Source organism: Maribacter arcticus (genome assembly GCF_900167935.1).
Classification (GTDB): Bacteria; Bacteroidota; Bacteroidia; order Flavobacteriales; family Flavobacteriaceae; genus Maribacter; species Maribacter arcticus.
This window is the reverse complement of record NZ_FUYL01000001.1, coordinates 15,191-33,627: the sequence shown is the minus strand read 5'-3', so window position 1 is coordinate 33,627 and position 18,437 is coordinate 15,191. Positions and strand designations below refer to the sequence as shown.

13 protein-coding genes are annotated in these 18,437 nt (G+C 34.5%); 8 read left to right on the top strand and 5 right to left on the bottom strand.

Going from position 1 to position 18,437, the window contains the following annotated elements:
• Positions 1–4: 4 nt before the first annotated feature.
• Positions 5–379: a 30S ribosomal protein S12 gene (gene rpsL, locus B5X55_RS00135; RefSeq protein ID WP_027064832.1), complete on the bottom strand. Its 375-nt coding sequence runs from the start codon at positions 377–379 to the stop codon at positions 5–7.
• A 390-nt stretch (positions 380–769) separates the two neighbouring features.
• On the opposite strand from rpsL, the gene B5X55_RS00130 reads away from it, so the two are divergent.
• From B5X55_RS00130 to rlmB, 7 genes are all read left to right on the top strand, one after another.
• Positions 770–3,994, top strand: coding sequence for a SusC/RagA family TonB-linked outer membrane protein (locus B5X55_RS00130; RefSeq protein ID WP_079510382.1), 3,225 nt, complete (start codon positions 770–772; stop codon positions 3,992–3,994).
• 27 nt (positions 3,995–4,021) lie between these two features.
• The gene (locus tag B5X55_RS00125; protein ID WP_079510381.1) at positions 4,022–5,668 is read left to right on the top strand and encodes a SusD/RagB family nutrient-binding outer membrane lipoprotein; all 1,647 of its coding nucleotides are present in this window, start codon (positions 4,022–4,024) and stop codon (positions 5,666–5,668) included.
• Between the two features lie 18 nt (positions 5,669–5,686).
• Positions 5,687–6,628 carry a hypothetical protein gene (locus B5X55_RS00120; RefSeq protein ID WP_143814367.1) on the top strand — a complete coding sequence of 314 codons (942 nt, stop codon included), beginning with the start codon at positions 5,687–5,689 and terminating at the stop codon, positions 6,626–6,628.
• 315 nt (positions 6,629–6,943) lie between these two features.
• Positions 6,944–8,290, top strand: coding sequence for an aryl-sulfate sulfotransferase (locus tag B5X55_RS00115; RefSeq protein ID WP_234999627.1), 1,347 nt, complete (start codon positions 6,944–6,946; stop codon positions 8,288–8,290).
• A gap of 75 nt (positions 8,291–8,365) precedes the next feature.
• The gene (locus tag B5X55_RS00110; protein ID WP_079510379.1) at positions 8,366–11,692 is read left to right on the top strand and encodes a VCBS repeat-containing protein; all 3,327 of its coding nucleotides are present in this window, start codon (positions 8,366–8,368) and stop codon (positions 11,690–11,692) included.
• Positions 11,693–11,750: 58 nt separating this feature from the next.
• Complete coding sequence (locus B5X55_RS00105; protein WP_079510378.1) at positions 11,751–12,491, top strand: hypothetical protein; 741 nt, start codon at positions 11,751–11,753, stop codon at positions 12,489–12,491.
• Between the two features lie 67 nt (positions 12,492–12,558).
• Complete coding sequence (gene rlmB, locus B5X55_RS00100; protein WP_079510377.1) at positions 12,559–13,293, top strand: 23S rRNA (guanosine(2251)-2'-O)-methyltransferase RlmB; 735 nt, start codon at positions 12,559–12,561, stop codon at positions 13,291–13,293.
• Positions 13,294–13,297: 4 nt separating this feature from the next.
• Here the strand turns inward: rlmB and B5X55_RS00095 are convergent, their stop codons facing one another.
• Entirely contained in the window at positions 13,298–14,044 is a 747-nt protein-coding gene (locus tag B5X55_RS00095) for a rhomboid family intramembrane serine protease (protein ID WP_079510376.1), read from the bottom strand.
• Positions 14,045–14,183: 139 nt separating this feature from the next.
• Between B5X55_RS00095 and B5X55_RS00090 the strand changes: the two genes are divergently transcribed.
• Positions 14,184–15,461, top strand: a complete 1,278-nt coding sequence (locus B5X55_RS00090; protein ID WP_079510375.1) for a replication-associated recombination protein A — start codon at positions 14,184–14,186, stop codon at positions 15,459–15,461.
• Here B5X55_RS00090 and B5X55_RS00085 read toward each other — a convergent pair.
• From B5X55_RS00085 to B5X55_RS00075, 3 genes are all read right to left on the bottom strand, one after another.
• Positions 15,458–16,360, bottom strand: a complete 903-nt coding sequence (locus B5X55_RS00085; protein WP_079510374.1) for a hypothetical protein — start codon at positions 16,358–16,360, stop codon at positions 15,458–15,460. The genes B5X55_RS00090 and B5X55_RS00085 overlap by 4 nt on opposite strands.
• A 77-nt stretch (positions 16,361–16,437) precedes the next feature.
• On the bottom strand, positions 16,438–17,883 hold the full coding sequence (locus B5X55_RS00080; protein WP_079510373.1) for a DUF5723 family protein: 1,446 nt from the start codon (positions 17,881–17,883) through the stop codon (positions 16,438–16,440).
• Positions 17,880–18,425, bottom strand: a complete 546-nt coding sequence (locus tag B5X55_RS00075; protein ID WP_079510372.1) for a hypothetical protein — start codon at positions 18,423–18,425, stop codon at positions 17,880–17,882. Before B5X55_RS00075 ends, B5X55_RS00080 begins: the two co-directional genes overlap by 4 nt.
• Positions 18,426–18,437 lie beyond the last annotated feature (12 nt).

Sequence of the window (18,437 nt, the reverse complement as noted above, 5' to 3'; positions counted from 1 at the left end):
TTAATTAATTCTTAGGGCGTTTTGCACCATATTTAGATCTACGTTGTGTTCTACCGGCCACACCTGCTGTGTCCAATGCACCACGTACAATATGATACCTAACTCCTGGTAAATCTTTAACTCTTCCGCCTCTTACTAATACTATCGAGTGCTCTTGTAAATTGTGTCCTTCTCCTGGAATGTAAGCGTTCACTTCCTTACCATTAGTCAACCTAACCCTTGCTACTTTTCTCATAGCTGAATTTGGTTTCTTTGGCGTTGTAGTATAAACACGAGTACAAACACCCCTTCTTTGAGGACACGAATCCAAAGCAGCCGATTTACTCTTCTTAGTAATCGTCTCTCTTCCTATTCGTACTAATTGTGATATTGTTGGCATACTATAATAATATATAAAAATTACCCCTACTTTAAGGGTCGGCAAATGTAGTGATATTTTGCAATAATTCAAACCTAGATCAATTTATTTTCATTTTTTTTAATCACCACTACTTTTACCTTATAATAAGGAAGGTGCTTTTGAATGTGAAATTCATTTCATGTACATTAAAATTTATTTTTGAAGTATACCTATATATAGCGCATTTTTTTGATAGATTATGAAATCCACAAAAATTAAGGCTGTTATATTATTTACTTATAAATACTGACGGTGTTTAATCTGTAACTCACAATTTTATAACAACATCTTAAAGTTTTATTAAAATTCTCTTGCATTATTAACTCTTTATTAAGAAGTTTGCGCCTAGCTAATTCAAATAAATTAAAAATGAGAACAAAACTAAATGGATTGTTAACGCTACTATTGGCGTTAGTTGTGCATATTTCTTTTGCACAACAAAAAACAGTATCCGGTACGGTTACTGATCAAGAAGGGCTTCCTTTGCCCGGAGTTAACATTGTAGTCGAGGGTACAACAACAGGTACTCAAACCGATTTTGATGGACTCTATTCTATTTCAGCCGCTCAAGGCCAAACCTTATTGTTTACTTACATCGGACAAAAAGCTGTTCGTCAAACTGTAGGTGCTGGCGATACGGTAAATGTTGCTATGGCTGAAGACGCACAAGCTCTAGAAGAAGTGGTAGTTACCGCTCAGGGTATTAAGCGTGAGAAAAAGGCATTAGGTTATGCTACTAGTTCTGTAGGTCAAGAGGCCTTAGAGTCTAGAGCGGAAGGTGATGTTGCTCGTGTACTAGCGGGTAAAGCAGCTGGTGTTCAAATTACTGCCGGTGGTGGTATGTCTGGGTCTGCGACAAGTGTTACTATTAGAGGTTTAAGTTCTTTCAGCGGTAGTAACCAAGCGTTATTTATTGTTGATGGTGTTCCTTTTAGTAATGACACAAATAGTGGAGGTAGTTTCTTATCAGGTAATACGGGTTCTTCTCGTTTCTTGGATATTGACCCAAACAACATTGCAAACATTGAAGTACTTAAAGGTTTGGCAGCGACAACACTTTACGGTACTTTAGGTAAAAACGGTGTGATCTTAGTTACTACTAAGGCTGCAGCTAATACTGGTGGTGTAAAGAAGAACGAAATCTCTGTAAACACCTCATATTTCGTAAATGAATATGCATCTCTACCTGATTATCAACAATCTTATGGTGGTGGTTTTGACCAAGCTTTCGGATGGTTTTTCAGTAACTGGGGACCAAGTTTCGATCGTGCTGGTACAGCAGGTTGGGGCGCTCAATCAGCTATTGATGACAATGGTACTTTAGAGCACCCTTATTCAACAACTGCAATTGCAGCAACTAGAGAGGCTTTCCCAGAATTACAAGGCGCACGATATGATTGGAAACCTTACAGTTCTGTTAAAGATTTCTTTGCACCAGGTAATGTAACCAATACATCGGTAAACTTTGCTGGTGGTTCACAAGATGGAAATACTACCTTCAATGCTAACCTAGGTCATTTAAATGACGTTGGTTTTACACCTGGTAACCAATTGAGACGTGTTAACTTTTCATTAGGGGGTCGTTCAAAATTAAGTAACAAGTTTACTATTGCTGGTAGCATGAACTATTCAAGAACTGATTATGACACTCCTCCAGTATCTGCAAGTAGAGGTAATGGTGGTGTCAGCTCAAACTCAATTTATGGAGCTGTTCTATTTACGCCGATAAGTGTTGATTTAATGGGGCTTCCTTATGAAAACCCTGTTACAGGTGGTAGTGTATATTATAGAAATGGTAATGATATAATTAACCCAAGATGGGTTGGTGATCACATTAAATTTAATCAATTAACAAACCGTTTTTACTTCAATACATCATTATCATATGAAATTAATGAAAATTTAGGAGCATCATTTAGAACTGGTCTTGATTTCTATAACGAAAGAAATACTCAGTTTTCTGATAAAGGTGGGGTTGAATTTGATACTGACATCTTCGGTTTCTTAAATACTTATGATAACAATAACACTATTTGGGATCATACAGCATCTATTAACGGTAACTATGATTTATCAGATAAAATCGGTTTAACATTTAACGTTGGTGCAAATGCAAGATCAGATGAGTTTGACCTTTCTGGAGTTGCAAGTACTGGTCAAATCGTTTTCGGTGTAAGAAGACACTTTAATTATGAAAATCAATTACCAATACAATTTTCATCAAAAAGAAACATTGTTGGTGTTTTTGGTGATGTAAGTATCGATTATGACAACTTCTTATTTTTAAACATTAGTAGCCGTACGGATTGGGTTTCTAACCTTGTAAAAGATAATAGAAGTTTAACATACCCAGGTGCTAGTATATCTTTTCTACCAACTGCAGCATTTAGCGGTTTGAAGTCTGAAGGAGGTCTTAACTACCTTAAATTAAGAGCTAGTTTTGGTACTTCTGCAAACTTCCCAACCGGTTACCCTACAGTTAGTGGTGTTGACCAAAATACTCAACAATCTGGTGGAGCATTTGGCCCAATTACTCTTAACAGCATCAGTTCTTTTAAAGCAAATCCTGATTTAAAACCAGAATTATTAAAAGAATTTGAAGTTGGTTTTGAAAGTAAATTCTTTAAAAATAAAGTTTCTCTTGATTTTACGTATTACGATAGAAGAACAGATGATTTAATTGTTACTGAGCCTTTATCACCTTCAACAGGTTTTCAATTTACACAAAGTAACATTGGTCAAATCAGTAACAAAGGGTATGAAGCCGATTTAGGAATCGATTTTTTCAGAAATCCTGATGGTTTCAACTGGAAATCTAGTGTGAATTTCTTTGCGAATAAAGAACTTGTTGAAGAACAAGAACAAGACATCATTATTTACGCAGGTAGTTCTGCCCTATTTATTGGTGGTAATGCCGCTATTAAAGGAGAATCATTGGGTAGTATTGTTGGTACAGCATTTCAAAGAAATGCAGCTGGTGATTTAATTACTAATGATGCTGGTAACTATGTTATTACCGAATCTAACTTAGACGGTGACGTTCCAATTATTGGAGATGCAATTCCAGATTATGTTATGAACTTCATTAACAGTTTATCGTATAAAAACTGGAGTTTAGGTTTCCAAATTAATCATACTAAAGGTGGTGACATCATGTCTAGCACTATAGGTACGTTATTAGGTAGAGGACTTATTACTGAAACTGATAATCGTTTAAGTACTTATATTTTACCAGGGGTTAACCAAACTACAGGTCAACCAAACGATGTTCAAATCAATAATTCAACTTACTACTTCAGTAACTTGTTATTCGGACCTGCAGAAGCTAAAATATATGATGCATCTGTCTTACGTTTACAAGAAGTTTCTTTAGGATATTCTTTACCAAAGAAGTTTTTAGAAAAAACACCTTTTGGAAGCTTAACATTTACGGTACAAGGTTTCAACCTATGGTATGATGCCTATAATACGCCAAAAGGAGCTAATTTTGACCCTAACGTTGCTGGTGTAGGTGTTGGTAATGGAAGAGGATTTGACTTCTTGAACGGACCAAGTACTAGAAGATATGGTATGAGCGTTAAGATGACATTTTAAAAATTGCTAAAAAACAAGACTTATATTATGAAAAAAATAATTAAATACATGCTAGTGGTAGTGATGGCGGGTAGTTTTCTGAACTCCTGTGATACCACTGAATTAAACCTGACAGAGAATCCCAATATTCTTACTTCAGGAGATGTGAACCTTTTGCTAAATACTATGCAGTTAGGTTATAGAAACAATGTTTCTACATTTAATGGACTGGGAGGTGCATTAACGAGAATAGATTTTATGGGTGGTAGAGATTATTTTAATAATTACTCTGGTGCGACTATGAATGGTGTTTGGAGTACTACGTACAGTAATATTTTCGCCAACTTACAAGAAATGGAAAGAATTAATAACGAATCAGATATTAATTACAACTTCCATGTAGGCTTAGGTAAAGTTATGCAAGCTCATAGTTTGATTATTTTGGTAGATTTAATTGGTAATGCAGCTTATTCTGAAGCGCTAGATCCAATACAGTTTCCTGCTCCTAACTTAGATGACGGTGCATCAATCTATACCGTTGCATTAGGTTTGTTAACTGAAGCAGAAGGATTATTAAGTAGTGGCCCTGCTACGCAAGGTGCTACTGATTTCTATTATGACGGTGATACGACGAAATGGGTGAAAGTTATCAATACTATACGTTTAAAAGTTCATAAACAAACCAGTAATGTTTCTGCCTTTAATGCGGTAATCGCTGGCAACAATTTCATTAGCAGTACTGAAGATGACCTTGAATTTAAGTATGGTACTAATCAGTTACAGCCAGATACACGTCATCCTTCTTATGCGACTGACTATACACCAAGTGGTGCGAATAACTACAAGTCGAACTGGACCATGGAGACCATGCTTGAAAAAAATGATCCACGTATTCGTTATTATTTCTACCGTCAAGTAGACGGTACACCAGGATCACTTGATATCAATGGTGACGAAGTAGCACCGAATGAAGAAACATTAGCTTGTTCACTAGTTGTTCCTCCACAACATTATATTGATGGTGGTTATACGTACTGTAGTGTTGATAATGGTTACTGGGGTCGTTCTCATGGAAATGATGAAGGTACACCTCCAGATGGTTTCACAAGAACTGCGTTTGGAGTGTATCCTGCTGGTGGTCGTTTCGACGATAACAGTTTTGGTGGTGTTGGACTTGGTCTTGGCGGTGCTGGTGCTGGTGTTGAACCAATGCTATTAGCATCTTGGGTTGATTTCTGGAGAGCAGAAATGGCATCAAGTGACGCATTAAGAGGTACTTTTATGGAAGCTGGTATGACAAAGTCTATCGCAAAGGTTCAAACTTTTGGTTCATTAGATTCTACTGCTGATACTTCTTTTGCGCCATCAACAACTGAAGTTGCTGATTATATTTCTGGTATTGTAGCAGAATACAACGCAGCTACAGGAGATGACAAAGAAAATGTATATGCTGAACAATACTGGATCGCACTTTATGGTGGTGCAGGTGAGTCTTTCAACTATTACAGAAAGACAGGTTTCCCAACCACTTTATTACCTAACTGGGAGCCATCTCCAGGTGCATTCCCAAGGTCTTTCTTATTACCACAAAATGAGGTTATAACAAACCCTAACTTATCGCAAAGAACAACGCTAACTACTCAGGTATTTTGGGATACAAACCCTGCTAGTCCAGCATTTCCAATAGCGAATTAATTAATTAAAAAACTTAAAATGATGAAAATAAATTATAAAGTTTTTACAGTACTCGCTTTAACTTCGCTGATGTTTACATCATGCGATGAAGGTGATGCAGTAGTAGACACAGTTACCGCAAATACTTTACGTGGTGCAATTTTAAGAACGATAGCAGTTACTTCTGACGAATTACCTATCGGTGTTGACACTGGAGCATTTTCAGTAGATCTTGAGATACAAAGTGAAGAAAATGGTACTTTAGTAAGTGCCTTAGATGCTTATGTAAGTTTCAAAGATGCAGACCCTAGCAATGGACCCGGTGATGTTGCTGAATCATTGTTAATATCTATACCGTCATCTTCTTTTAGTGCAGGTGATCGTGGTTTACCTACATATAGCTTTTCTGCTTCACTTGGTGAATTACTAGCAGCAACTGGTATAAGCGCTTCTGAGATAGATGGTAGTGACCAGTTTAGAGTTCGTTTTGAACTAGTGTTAACTGATGGCAGAACGTATTCTTTTGCTCAAAACTCAGGAACACTTACAGGTTCATATTTCTCTTCACCATTTCTATATTCTGCAACTGTAGTATGCCCACCTAAGGCACCTACTGCAGGTGTTTGGACCATAAACATGGTTGATACTTACGGTGACGGATGGCAAACAACTACCGGAGGCGGTGGTGATGGTATTACCGTTACTTTAAATGATGGTACCGTATTAGAAGTTGGACTTTGTTCACCTTATGGTAGTGCTGCAGGAACATTTTTAGGAAGTGGAGATTGTGTGCCAAATGATGGTTCAACTGGAACAGGTACGATAACAATACCTGCTGGAACGCAAACCGCTGATTGGTACTTCCCTGGAGATGCTTATGGCGAAATCGACTTCGAAATCTTAACACCTAATGGAAACATTGTTGGTGGCTACCAAGGAGTAGATGCTGGTGCAATTACTATAGATTTCTGTAAGGACTAATTGAAATAAAAAAGTTTAAAAACTTTTAATACATTTAAAAGCCACCTCTTTAAAGAGGTGGCTTTTTATTTTGCCCTTGATTGTAATGAACAAAAATCAGAAAATAAGGCTAAAATAGAAAGTACAGTAATTGACGTTACACGTCAATGAATTCTCCTTATCCTTATATCCGCAAAAAATTCTGAAAACAATAATTACTTGAAAATATAATAGTTAAACAAATAACATTAGCAATAAAACAACACACACCTATTATGCAATAACCTTGTAACATATTTATTCGTATTAATTTGTATTTTTGACAAAAGCTAAATCGTGAGTTATCAGTATTTTATTCCAATTAAAAAAAGTTGCGCATTGCTGTTGCTTACGCTATGTTTTTTTTCATGTTCCAGACGAGAAAATTTCGACATTATTGTCGAGGAGCGTATTCAAATTGATACTACCAAGCTAACAGAAGAAGAAATTACTTTTGCACCAATCGGAACCGTAGAGATTTTGAATAGCGCCAAAATTGACGACAACTACATTCTTGTAAATGATGCCGGTGCAAATCGGGTCTATTTAATGAATAAAGAAGCTAAACTTCTATACGAATGGTTTTTTACAAATAACATTGGTAATGACGTCTACTTGCTCCCTAATGGAAAACTACTTGCTTCATTAGAAGCAGACGAACCTAAAATACCCTTAGGAGGGAAGGGTGGTAAAATTCAATTTATAGAACCTGATAACACCCCTACATGGCAATTTGATTATTCTTCTATTGATGGAGAAACACATCATGACGTCGAAATTTTGCCTAATGGTAATGTTATTGCCATGGTTTGGCAACAAATAGACTCAACTACAGCTATTACAGAAGGTTTTATTTTAGAAGAAAAAATTTACCCAGAGTCTATCATCGAGATAGACCCCAATACCAATTCAATAGTATGGGAATGGCATTCAATGGAGCATATAATACAAGATAATGATGAAACTAAAAACAATTTTGGAGTTGTATCAGAAAACCCGAATCTTATTGATATAAATTATAGTTTAAAAGATACTTCATTACCAGATGTTAAAGGTGATATTATGCACGCCAACGCCATTGCATACGATGAAGATAATGACGTTATAATGTTAAGCGTAAACTTTTATTCTGAAGTTTGGGTAATCGATCATAGTACTACCACAGAAGAAGCTTCTAGCCATTTAGGAGGCAATTACAATAAAGGGGGTGATTTAATTTATCGCTTTGGTAATCCTGAAACCTACGAAAACACTTCTGGCACACGATTATTCCACAATAATCACTATCCAAATATTTTAAAAGGAGAAAATAAAGGAAAACTTTTAATTTTCTCGAATGGAAATGACATAGAACAATCTGCCGTCTATGAACTAGAACTTCCATCAACATATTCTTTACAACCTAATTTCAACAATGAACCAACCGTGACATGGAGTTTTACAGACCCAGATCTTTATTCAGGTAAAGTTTCAGGAGCTGTACCTTTAGAAAATGGAAATATTCTGATAACAGAAGGTGATTTTGGTTTTTGGGAAGTTACGCGTGAAAAAGAAGTCGTATGGAAATTTAGTGCACCTGGCTTTTATTGGAGAGGTTACAATTACCTGAAAAATTCCTCCGAAATAGAAATTTTGGGTTTGTAATCATAATATTTGAGCACAACTATTAATTAAAGGCCCAAAATGATGATTTCTACTAAATTATTTTAAGTGCAAAAAATGAAAAATATTATATATGTCTTTGTCCTTCTTTTAGTTTCGTGTAATACGAAAAAGGAACCAGAGTTACATAAAGAAGAAAATATTACTGATTTAAAGCCACTGCCGGTATTTGAAAAAGTACCTAGTAGTATTAGTCATTTGGAGTTTACCAACACAATAAAGGAAAATATAGCAACACTAGACAATCTCTTCAGTTTTGACTATTTCTATAACGGAGCCGGGGTTGGTGTTGAAGACCTAAATAACGATGGGTTATTAGACGTTTTTTTTTGTGGAAATCAAGTTCCCAATAAATTATATCTGAATAATGGTGATTTACAATTTACCGATATATCAGAATCTTCAGGGATAAATATTGGTAAGAATTGGTCTAACGGAATAACCTTTGTCGATATAAATAATGATGGCTACAAAGATATTTATGTATCACAGGGAGGACCAAAAGATAGAAACGACCGTAAAAATCTACTCTATATAAATAACAAAGATTTAACATTTACTGAAAAAGCAGAAGAGTACGGATTAGCAGATATGGGCATTTCAACTCAATCAGCATTTTTCGATTACGACAACGATGGCGATTTAGATTGCGTTGTTATGAATGAAAATGAAATTTATGGTGTAGACCCTATAAATTTTTACAAAATAATAGCAAACAACAAAGATGTAAAATATTTCAACAGCTCTCATATTTACAATAATGATAATGGCAAATTTGTTGACGCAACCATTTCTTCAGGAATTCAAAATCCAATATATGGACTAGGACTTTGTATAAGCGATATTAATAAAGATGGTTGGCTAGATATGTATATTACGAGTGACTATTATATCCCAGATGCTTTATACATTAATCAGCAAGACGGTACATTTTCAGAAAAAATTAAAAATTATACCCAACAGATATCTTATTATGGAATGGGTATAGATATTGCTGATATCAATTCAGATTCTAAAGAGGATATTTTTACTTTAGACATGTCTTCAAGTGATCATGTAAGGGCAAAAACGTTAATGGCCTCAATGAATACCAAAAGATTTGATTACCTAGTAAACACCGCAGGGTTTCATTATCAATACATGTTCAACTCCTTACAGCTTAATCTAGGGAATAATAAATATAATAACATCGCTCAACTTACAGAAACAGCAAATACGGATTGGAGTTGGTCTGTTCTAATGTCAGACTTTGACAATGATGAGGATAATGATATTTACATAAGTAACGGATATAGAAAATATGCACTTGACAATGACCTTCAAAAGAAAGTTTTTGCAACCCAACAAAAATTTGGCCGCAATGTACCTTTAGAATTAAAGCAAGAACTTTATGAAACTATGCCCACTGAAAAACTGCAGAACGTATTATTTGAAAATGAAGGTAAACTTGCCTTTAATGAAAAAGCAAAAATTTGGGGGTTAGGAGATTTTTCATATAGTAATGGTGTAGCGCAAGGCGATTTAGACAATGATGGTGACTTGGACCTCTTGGTTAATAATATGGATGAAAACGCCTTTCTTTATAAAAATTTAACTTCAGATAATAGCAAAGGAAATTATCTAAACATCAAAACAATAGGCGCAACTTCGGAGCCTTATTGTAATGTTGAAATTAAATATGCCGGAAAATCTCAATTTGCCGAACAAAAAAGAGTTCGAGGGTATATGTCGTCACAAGAAAATGAGCTGCATTTTGGACTTGGCGAAAATTTGAAAGTAGATACCGTATCAATTACTTGGCTAAATGGTAAAACAGAACAAATATTTAATGTTGCAGCGAATACCACGGTAGAGTTTAACATTAAAAATGCTATTAGAACAGTAAATAAAAACAAAACAATAGTTCCAGTTTTCGAATCTATTAACCCTAAATCAATAGGTTTAGATTACACACATAGAGAAAACAATTTTAATGATTTTAGTTCAGAAATTTTACTCCCATACAAGCAATCTACTTTTGGCCCTTTTATATCTAAAGGCGATTTAAATGGTGATGGGCTTGTCGATTTATTTATTGGAGGAAGTTCAAATCAACCAGCATATCTATATTTTCAAACATTAAATGGCTACAAGAAAGAAATCCCAAAAGTTTTTGAGATCGACAAATCTTTTGAAGATATGGAATCAATTATTTTCGATTTTGACAATGATAATGATCTCGACATTTATGTTGTGAGTGGCGGCAACGAGTATACTGAGAATTCATCATTTTATCAAGATCGTATTTATTTAAATAATGGTCATGGAAAATTTACCAAATCAAAAGATGCTGCCTTAGTTTCATTTGCTAAAAATGGCAAATCAGTAGACGTGATAGATTTTGATAAAGATGGTGACTTAGATATTTTAGTTGGTAATAGGTCTATACCCAACAAATACCCTCAACACAGTTCTTCAGTACTTTACGAAAATAGAGATGGAACATTAGTTGATATCACCTCCGAACATGCACCCGATTTAAATAATTTTGGCATTATAAATAGCATACTAGCTACCGATTATGATAATGATGGCTGGGAAGATATTATTGCCGTTGGCGAATGGACTGGTATAGGGTTGTTTAAAAACAACAAAGGTACTTTTGAACTTGATAAAAGCAGTTTATTAGATGAGAAAGGCTGGTGGTTTTCTGTTAATGAGACCGATATTAATAATGATGGCTTAAAGGATTATATAGTTGGTAATGTTGGTCTTAATATTAAATTTAAGGCTAGTACAGAGAAACCTTTTAAGATTTACTCCAACGATTTTGACAATAATGGAACTAACGATATTATTTTAAGTAAAGAATATAAAGGAAATTACGTTCCTGTTAGAGGAAGAGAATGTTCATCTCAACAAATGCCATTTATTAAAGAGAAATTTGGAAGTTACTCTTCTTTTGCTAATGCAACAATGAACGATATATATGGTGAAAATTTAGAGAAATCTTATAAAAAAGAAGCAACAGATTTTAAATCAATTCTATTGATAAATTTAGGCGATGGTAATTTCAACATTAGCAGTTTACCTATAGAGGCTCAACAATTCCCTATCATGAATACCACCTTCTATGACATAAACAAAGATGGCTTTGAAGATTGCATCGTTATAGGTAATATTTATGGCACTGAAGTAGAAACACCAAGATTAGATGCCATATCTGGCTTAGTATTGTTGTCAAATCACACAAATGGCTATACGGCTATAGATTATGACAAAGCTGGTTTATATCTATCTGATGAATCTAAAGATTTGATAATTACGGATTTTCAAAATAAGCCACTCTTAATTTGCACAAATAACAATACTTCTTTACAGACGTATAATTTCACATCAAATTAACTTTCATTAAGTGGCGTATTAATTTATAATTAGTAAGTTTATCCCGAAATTTTATTTTATGAAAAAAAATATTTATGTGCTTCTTATACTTTGCACAACTATATCAGGGTATGCTCAATATGCTGGTCAAGCTTCGTCTAATATGTCTGCCGGCGGCGGCGGCGGGGCTACGGGCCAAATTTATGATTTAATGGGCCCTATTAGCGAACGTAACAAAAAGAATGCTGATATGTATTCAGCATTCCAGGGATCTCCATATATTTCTGATACCTTTTTACCAACTACAATGTTTTACGGAGATGAAAACATGGGAGACATCTTCTATAGGTACAATGCTTTAAATGAAGAAATTGAAATCAAAAAATCTAATTCAGAAGAGGCGCAAATTCAAAGTTTATCGAGAGATAAAAAAATAAATATAGTTACAAATGGTAAAAAAATGAGCTTTAAAACTTTTACCACTTCTAAAAACAGCACGGTTAATGGCTATTTAACTGCCATAATTGATGGTAAAGAATATGACTTATACAAAAGAAGTTATGTGAAATATACAGAAGGAAAAGCTGCTGCCAATTCTTTTGTTAAAGCTGTACCAAGTAGATTTTCACAATTTACAGAATACTACTTTCAAAAAGATGGTATTAATAGAATGGACGAAATTAAATTGAAAAACGGTCAATTGCTTAAACTAATTGATGATTCAAAAAAAGCTGAACTAAAACAGTTTTTAAAGGTTAATGACCTAAATATTAAAAACGAGCAAGACTTAATTAAGGTTTTCGGTTATTTAAATAATTAGATTATTTTACCATTTAATATTAAAACAGCTCAACAATAGTTGAGCTGTTTTTATTTACCTTTGCCCCATGCAAAAAACCACTCAGATTTATGGCTTAAGAGCCATTATAGAAGCTGTTAATTCAAATGAAGAGATAGATAAGGTATTTCTACAAAAAGGTCTTAAAGGAGACCTTATGAAAGAATTAGAAGGTTTATTGCGTAAAAATGAAATCAACATGGTGTATGTACCAGTTGAAAAACTAAACCGCTTAACAAAAAGCAACCACCAAGGTGCTGTTGCCAACATCTCTCCTATTTCATTTCATACCATAGAAGAACTTGTTGAAAAGGCTAACGAAAAAGAGGGTCCTGCCCTATTCTTACTTTTAGACCAACTATCTGATGTTCGCAATTTCGGTGCAATAATCAGAACTGCAGAATGCACAGGTGTTGACGGTATTATTGTACAAAAGAAAGGTGCCGCCCCTGTAACAGCTGATACTATAAAAACATCGGCTGGCGCTGCATATAAAGTGCCGATTGCAAAGGTTGACCACTTAAAAGATGCCGTTTTCTATCTACAGGCTTCAGGAATTAAAATAGTTTCTGCAACAGAGAAAACAAATGATTCAGTTTATGATGTATCCTTCAAAGAATCAATTGCTATAGTTATGGGTGCTGAAGATCGTGGTATCACGCCTTCTATTTTAAAAGCCTCTGATTATCGTGCTAAACTACCTTTACTTGGTGAAATTGAATCATTGAATGTATCGGTAGCTTGTGCCGTATTTTTATACGAAGCTGTGCGTCAACGTATGTAAAACATTATTCTTTCTCATTTTTTTGATCAGTAGATCTGTAGATATAATTTACCTTAAAACTATCATCTTCGGACACTTCCTCTATAGTGGGTAGTTCTCTGAAATTTCCTTTTTCATCAAAATGTTTTAAGAACAAATCATCCTCTTCTTTAAAATCTTCTTTCTCCCATTCATATTTTTTAGGTTTTGGAATGGTCGCCTTTACAACACTTGCCAACAATAACCCAGTAAGGAAACCAGCTAAGTGCCCTTCCCAAGAAATTCCTTCCTTAACAGGAAAGATGTACCATAGCAAGCTGCCATAAATAAAGACCACAATTAAAGAAAGTGCAATAAGTCTATAGTAAGAACTAAAAATACCTTTGAAAAATATAAAACTAGCAAGCACATAAATAAGTCCGCTAGCGCCGATATGATAGGAAGTACGACCAATTAACCATGTTAGAAGACCCGATATTAAAATTCCATAAAGTACTATTTTCCAAGCTGCATCTTTATAAAAATACCACAATGCAGTAAGTAGAATCCCTAGCGGAATAGTATTATTATATAAATGCTCTAGTGACCCATGTATGAATGGACTTAAAATCACCCCTTTAAGACCAGATAGCGTTCTTGGCATCACACCCATTTCATTGAAGTTTACTCCCAGAGCCAATTCTAACCAATACACCGCCCAAATAATAATCATGGCCAAAAGTGGAATTGCCAAGACTTTATTTGAAAATTTAAAATGTCCCATTTCTGACATGAGCTTTCCTTTGAATTGATTTTACAATTATGTGACCAAATTATTGAAATTGGTCAAATTGTCACACGATGATTTGTAAAGTTATCAATTGACTAACTAAGAATTCTCTTCTCTTTTAAGATTATCATACTTTTGTAGTATGAATGAACCTTTAGCCGAACGTGTACGCCCTAAAACACTAGACGATTATATCAGTCAACACCATTTAGTAGGTGAAAAAGGCTCGTTAACACATCAAATTAAAAAAGGAATAATTCCTTCACTCATACTTTGGGGACCTCCTGGAACTGGTAAAACTACGTTAGCCAATATTATAGCAGAAGAGAGCAAACGCCCATTTTACGTACTTAGTGCCATTAATAGCGGTGTTAAAGATATTCGTGAAGTAATTGATAAGGCGAAGCAGGCTGGTGGCCTATTCACTTCTAAAAACCCTATACTATTTATTGATGAGATACACAGGTTTAGTAAATCTCAACAAGATTCGTTACTTGCCGCTGTAGAAAAAGGTTGGGTAACTTTAATTGGTGCAACCACCGAAAACCCAAGTTTTGAAGTCATACCTGCATTGTTATCTCGTTGCCAGGTTTATGTTTTAAATGCTTTCGGAAAAGAAGATTTAGAAAATCTAATTACCAGGGCAATGGAAAAAGACCGTTTGCTCCAAACCAAAAACATTGAACTTAAAGAAACCGAAGCATTACTTCGTTTGTCTGGAGGTGATGGTAGAAAATTACTCAATATTTTTGAACTGGTCGTTAATTCTGAAGACAGCGATAACGTAATTATCACCAATGAATTAGTGCTTTCTAAAGTTCAAAAAAACACAGTACTCTATGACAAAACAGGTGAACAGCATTATGATATTATATCTGCATTTATAAAATCTATAAGAGGTAGCGATCCCAATGGTGCCGTTTATTGGTTAGCTAGAATGATAGAAGGTGGAGAAGATGTAAAATTTATTGCGCGTAGAATGCTAATATCTGCCTCTGAGGATATAGGTTTAGCAAATCCTACGGCATTGGTGATGGCAAATACAACTTTTCAAGCTGTAACAATTATCGGTTACCCTGAAGCACGTATAGTGCTTAGCCAGTGTGCTATTTATTTGGCAACTTCCGCTAAGAGTAATGCAAGTTATATGGCTATAGGTATGGCACAACAGGCTGTTAAGCAATCAGGTAATTTACCTGTTCCATTACCCCTACGAAACGCACCAACTAAATTAATGAAAGACTTAGGGTACGGACAAGAATATAAATATGCCCACGATTTTCAAAACAACTTTGTAGATGCAGAATTTCTACCCGACGAACTTTCGGGCACTACTTTTTACAAACCCGGAAGTAACGCACGTGAAAAAGCATTAAGCGATTTCTTAAAGAATAGATGGAAACAGAAATATGATTTTTAGAATTTTATATTCAATTCTTCTTGAACCAATTTATCGTTTTCATAGTACTCAAAAATCCAGTTACCCTCTTTCTTATATACAATTCCGTTTTTGGTATCGGTTTTGCCCATAAATATATTATCGACTGAGCTCTTTAGTATATTCATTCTTACTTTAGGTGTACTATCAACCAATTGAAAGCCAACATTGGTTGCTTGGGCATACCAAATATCTTTAACATTCAGCTTTTTTAATTCTACTTTCTTAAAAGTTGTTGTTTCTTTTTCAACTTTTTTAATGTTCGATTCTACAGGCGAATTATCTTTATAGTATTGAGTTGTCGCTGTAGCTTCTTCAGAAACAATTTTTGAATCACCCCCATTTTCTTTCACTTTTGCAGATTCTACATTACTTATTTCATCAACCTTAACTTCATCAAGCTTTTTAACATCATTTCTAAAACTAACGGTAACTTCTTCGTTATTCTCACTCTTTCCATTATAGGCATACTCATAGTCATTAAATGAACGCATAGCCTCTCTTATCGACTCAGTATACGCTGCCTTAAATTGTTTTGCTTTACTAGTGCCCTCCATTGAAGTAAAAACGATATTGCCATTACAATCTTTTAAAACTATGATAGTCTTTGTAGTGAACAAATTACTATCATCTTGCAAACTAGTCAATAGACCCAAACATCTATTTGTATTTAAATCGTTAGGTAAAGCATCATCATAAACGACATTGAACCCTTTTCCATTAAAGAGATATTTTATTAACGTACTCGTTTGAAACTCGTTCGTTTCTTTAAATGAATTGAACTTTTTAGGAACGATAATGTATTTATAATCATTTAAATTGGTTTGAGCATATGCTGAATAACCAATACAAACAAATAGTAATGCGATAATAGTTTTCAAAACTTCTATAATTTTAAATTCGAGGTAATATATGAAAAAAGCGTGCCAAAAAAATAAAATTGAGCGAAGAAGGCAGACTACTTATTGCGTCCCCATGATATAATATTCATTCCTAGCTGAAATGAAGCATAGTTTGTTGCAGCTATATTCTTATAAGAAAGCAAATTATCTGCCATTATGTAAAAGTTTACAGGCCCTGCTTGTAAGTTCATTCCTAAGCCCACATTCGTGTAACTAAATTTATCTACCGTATACGTTCCTTTTAGTGCTACAAAATTACCTAACCTTCGAGTATAAAAACCCGTAAGAGCAATTTGCGGACCTCTAGGTCTATTAATCATATATAACTGACCCCCTATTGAATTTCTATATTTTGCACGAAGTTCACCACCACCGGAAGATCCTGCGGCACAATCACAATCTAATTGCCCACCTCCATTATCAACAGGCTCTCCAAAATCATTTCGAATAGATGCATATAGTTTTGTTGGCCTAAATGTGACATAACTAGCAGTTTCAGTTTCAAAAGGAACCAAACCTTCAACCTCATCTACTAAATCTTGCCAAAAATCTCTATTTAAACTTCCAAAATTTTCTAAAATATCAATCTCTATTCCTTCAACGGTTGCTTTTCCGTTTAGGCTATAACCTTTAGCGTCATTACTATGATATATAAAACCTAAATCTAGAACACTACCCGTTATTGTCGTTCTTTCGTTTAAATGGTATGTAAACCCAATATCAACACCCAAACCTAAATCACCGCCAAAAAAAGCTCTTTTCACAAATTGGGCTGCAGCCGTATTTGAATCACCTGCTTCATTTAAAGCTTGAACTCCAGAAGTGTGCAACATTAAATCAGCGTCTAATGTTGTTGCAATTCTATTATTTTGTCCTTCTGTATTTACCAAATAACCTTTATTCGAGGTAGAGTTATAATCTATAATACCAGAATACAATTTTCCTCTAGCGCCTACCGTTACATTTCTATCTACCTTTTTATTAATTCCAAAATGAAACACATTTACCATCGAACCTCTTGACTTTAAGTCTCCCAGGTCAAATTCTCTATTTAATTGGTCTGCATTACCATCAAAGATTAAATAGGCATAATCTTGAGGCCAAAAAGTGATATTATCTATTTCTAAATAACCTCCGAACGAATAAAATACACTAGGGTCATTACTTCTAAACCCTCCATTAAAATATTCCAATTGCACGGTAGAACTAAATTCGTCGTTTGGTTTTAAAACATCTAAAGCCCTCTCTCTAACTTTTACATTAATATCTACACCATCATCAGCAAAAATATCATTTATAGATATTCCATTTGAACCCACATAGCCAGAAACACCTGATAAAAGTGGAACACCGGCGTACCATTTAAAATCTGTTTCCATTCCAGGGTTTAATGAAAGGGATTGAGGAATCTCATTAAAATCATAGAGTATTTGCTTATTCTGGGCAGAAATACCTATAGTAAGCATTAAACTACCAAGTAGTACGTAATTGCTTAACCTCATTTTAAATCTAGTGTGAATTTAGCACTAGAACGAAGTACTATAGCAGGGTTTTCAAGAGTTGAAGTACTACTACCGTCTCCTAAATTAGTAGCAACCAATCTTATTTTTGAAGTATTTTTAATGATATCAAGACTTTTACCAGTAGGGCCATAAGAAACATCTCTCATTAGAGTAGAAGTAGGCGCTGCGTCCATTCTGAATTCTTCGGTATCTAAAATATTTTCATTTTCATCAAGAAATTCAAGACTTATTTCTATCGGCTTACTTGTCGTATTTTCAAGCTCATAACTTATAACACCTGAAAGCACCCTATCTGCAAAAAAGGGTTCTTCAAAAGCATCAAAATTAAAATCTTGAGTAAAAAAACTAAGTCCCGAAACTCTATTTATAAGGCTTTCTTGAGCCTTAACGTAGAAAACGCTTGTCTCATAAGTAGGAGTGATTTCTAAATCATCTAGCTGGTCAAAATCTTGCTTTTCAGAACAAGACAATACCATTAGAACGCCAAAAACCACAGTTACTAAAATACGAAAGACTTTCATTTCTAATTAATA

Coding starts and splice junctions, on each gene's coding strand:
- B5X55_RS00095 (WP_079510376.1), bottom strand. CDS start 14,044: ATGTCAGAAATGGGACATTTTAAATTTTCAAATAAAGTCTTGGCAATT.
- B5X55_RS00110 (WP_079510379.1), top strand. CDS start 8,366: ATGAAAAATATTATATATGTCTTTGTCCTTCTTTTAGTTTCGTGTAAT.
- B5X55_RS00090 (WP_079510375.1), top strand. CDS start 14,184: ATGAATGAACCTTTAGCCGAACGTGTACGCCCTAAAACACTAGACGAT.
- B5X55_RS00105 (WP_079510378.1), top strand. CDS start 11,751: ATGAAAAAAAATATTTATGTGCTTCTTATACTTTGCACAACTATATCA.
- rpsL (WP_027064832.1), bottom strand. CDS start 379: ATGCCAACAATATCACAATTAGTACGAATAGGAAGAGAGACGATTACT.
- rlmB (WP_079510377.1), top strand. CDS start 12,559: ATGCAAAAAACCACTCAGATTTATGGCTTAAGAGCCATTATAGAAGCT.
- B5X55_RS00130 (WP_079510382.1), top strand. CDS start 770: ATGAGAACAAAACTAAATGGATTGTTAACGCTACTATTGGCGTTAGTT.
- B5X55_RS00080 (WP_079510373.1), bottom strand. CDS start 17,883: ATGAGGTTAAGCAATTACGTACTACTTGGTAGTTTAATGCTTACTATA.
- B5X55_RS00120 (WP_143814367.1), top strand. CDS start 5,687: ATGATGAAAATAAATTATAAAGTTTTTACAGTACTCGCTTTAACTTCG.
- B5X55_RS00125 (WP_079510381.1), top strand. CDS start 4,022: ATGAAAAAAATAATTAAATACATGCTAGTGGTAGTGATGGCGGGTAGT.
- B5X55_RS00075 (WP_079510372.1), bottom strand. CDS start 18,425: ATGAAAGTCTTTCGTATTTTAGTAACTGTGGTTTTTGGCGTTCTAATG.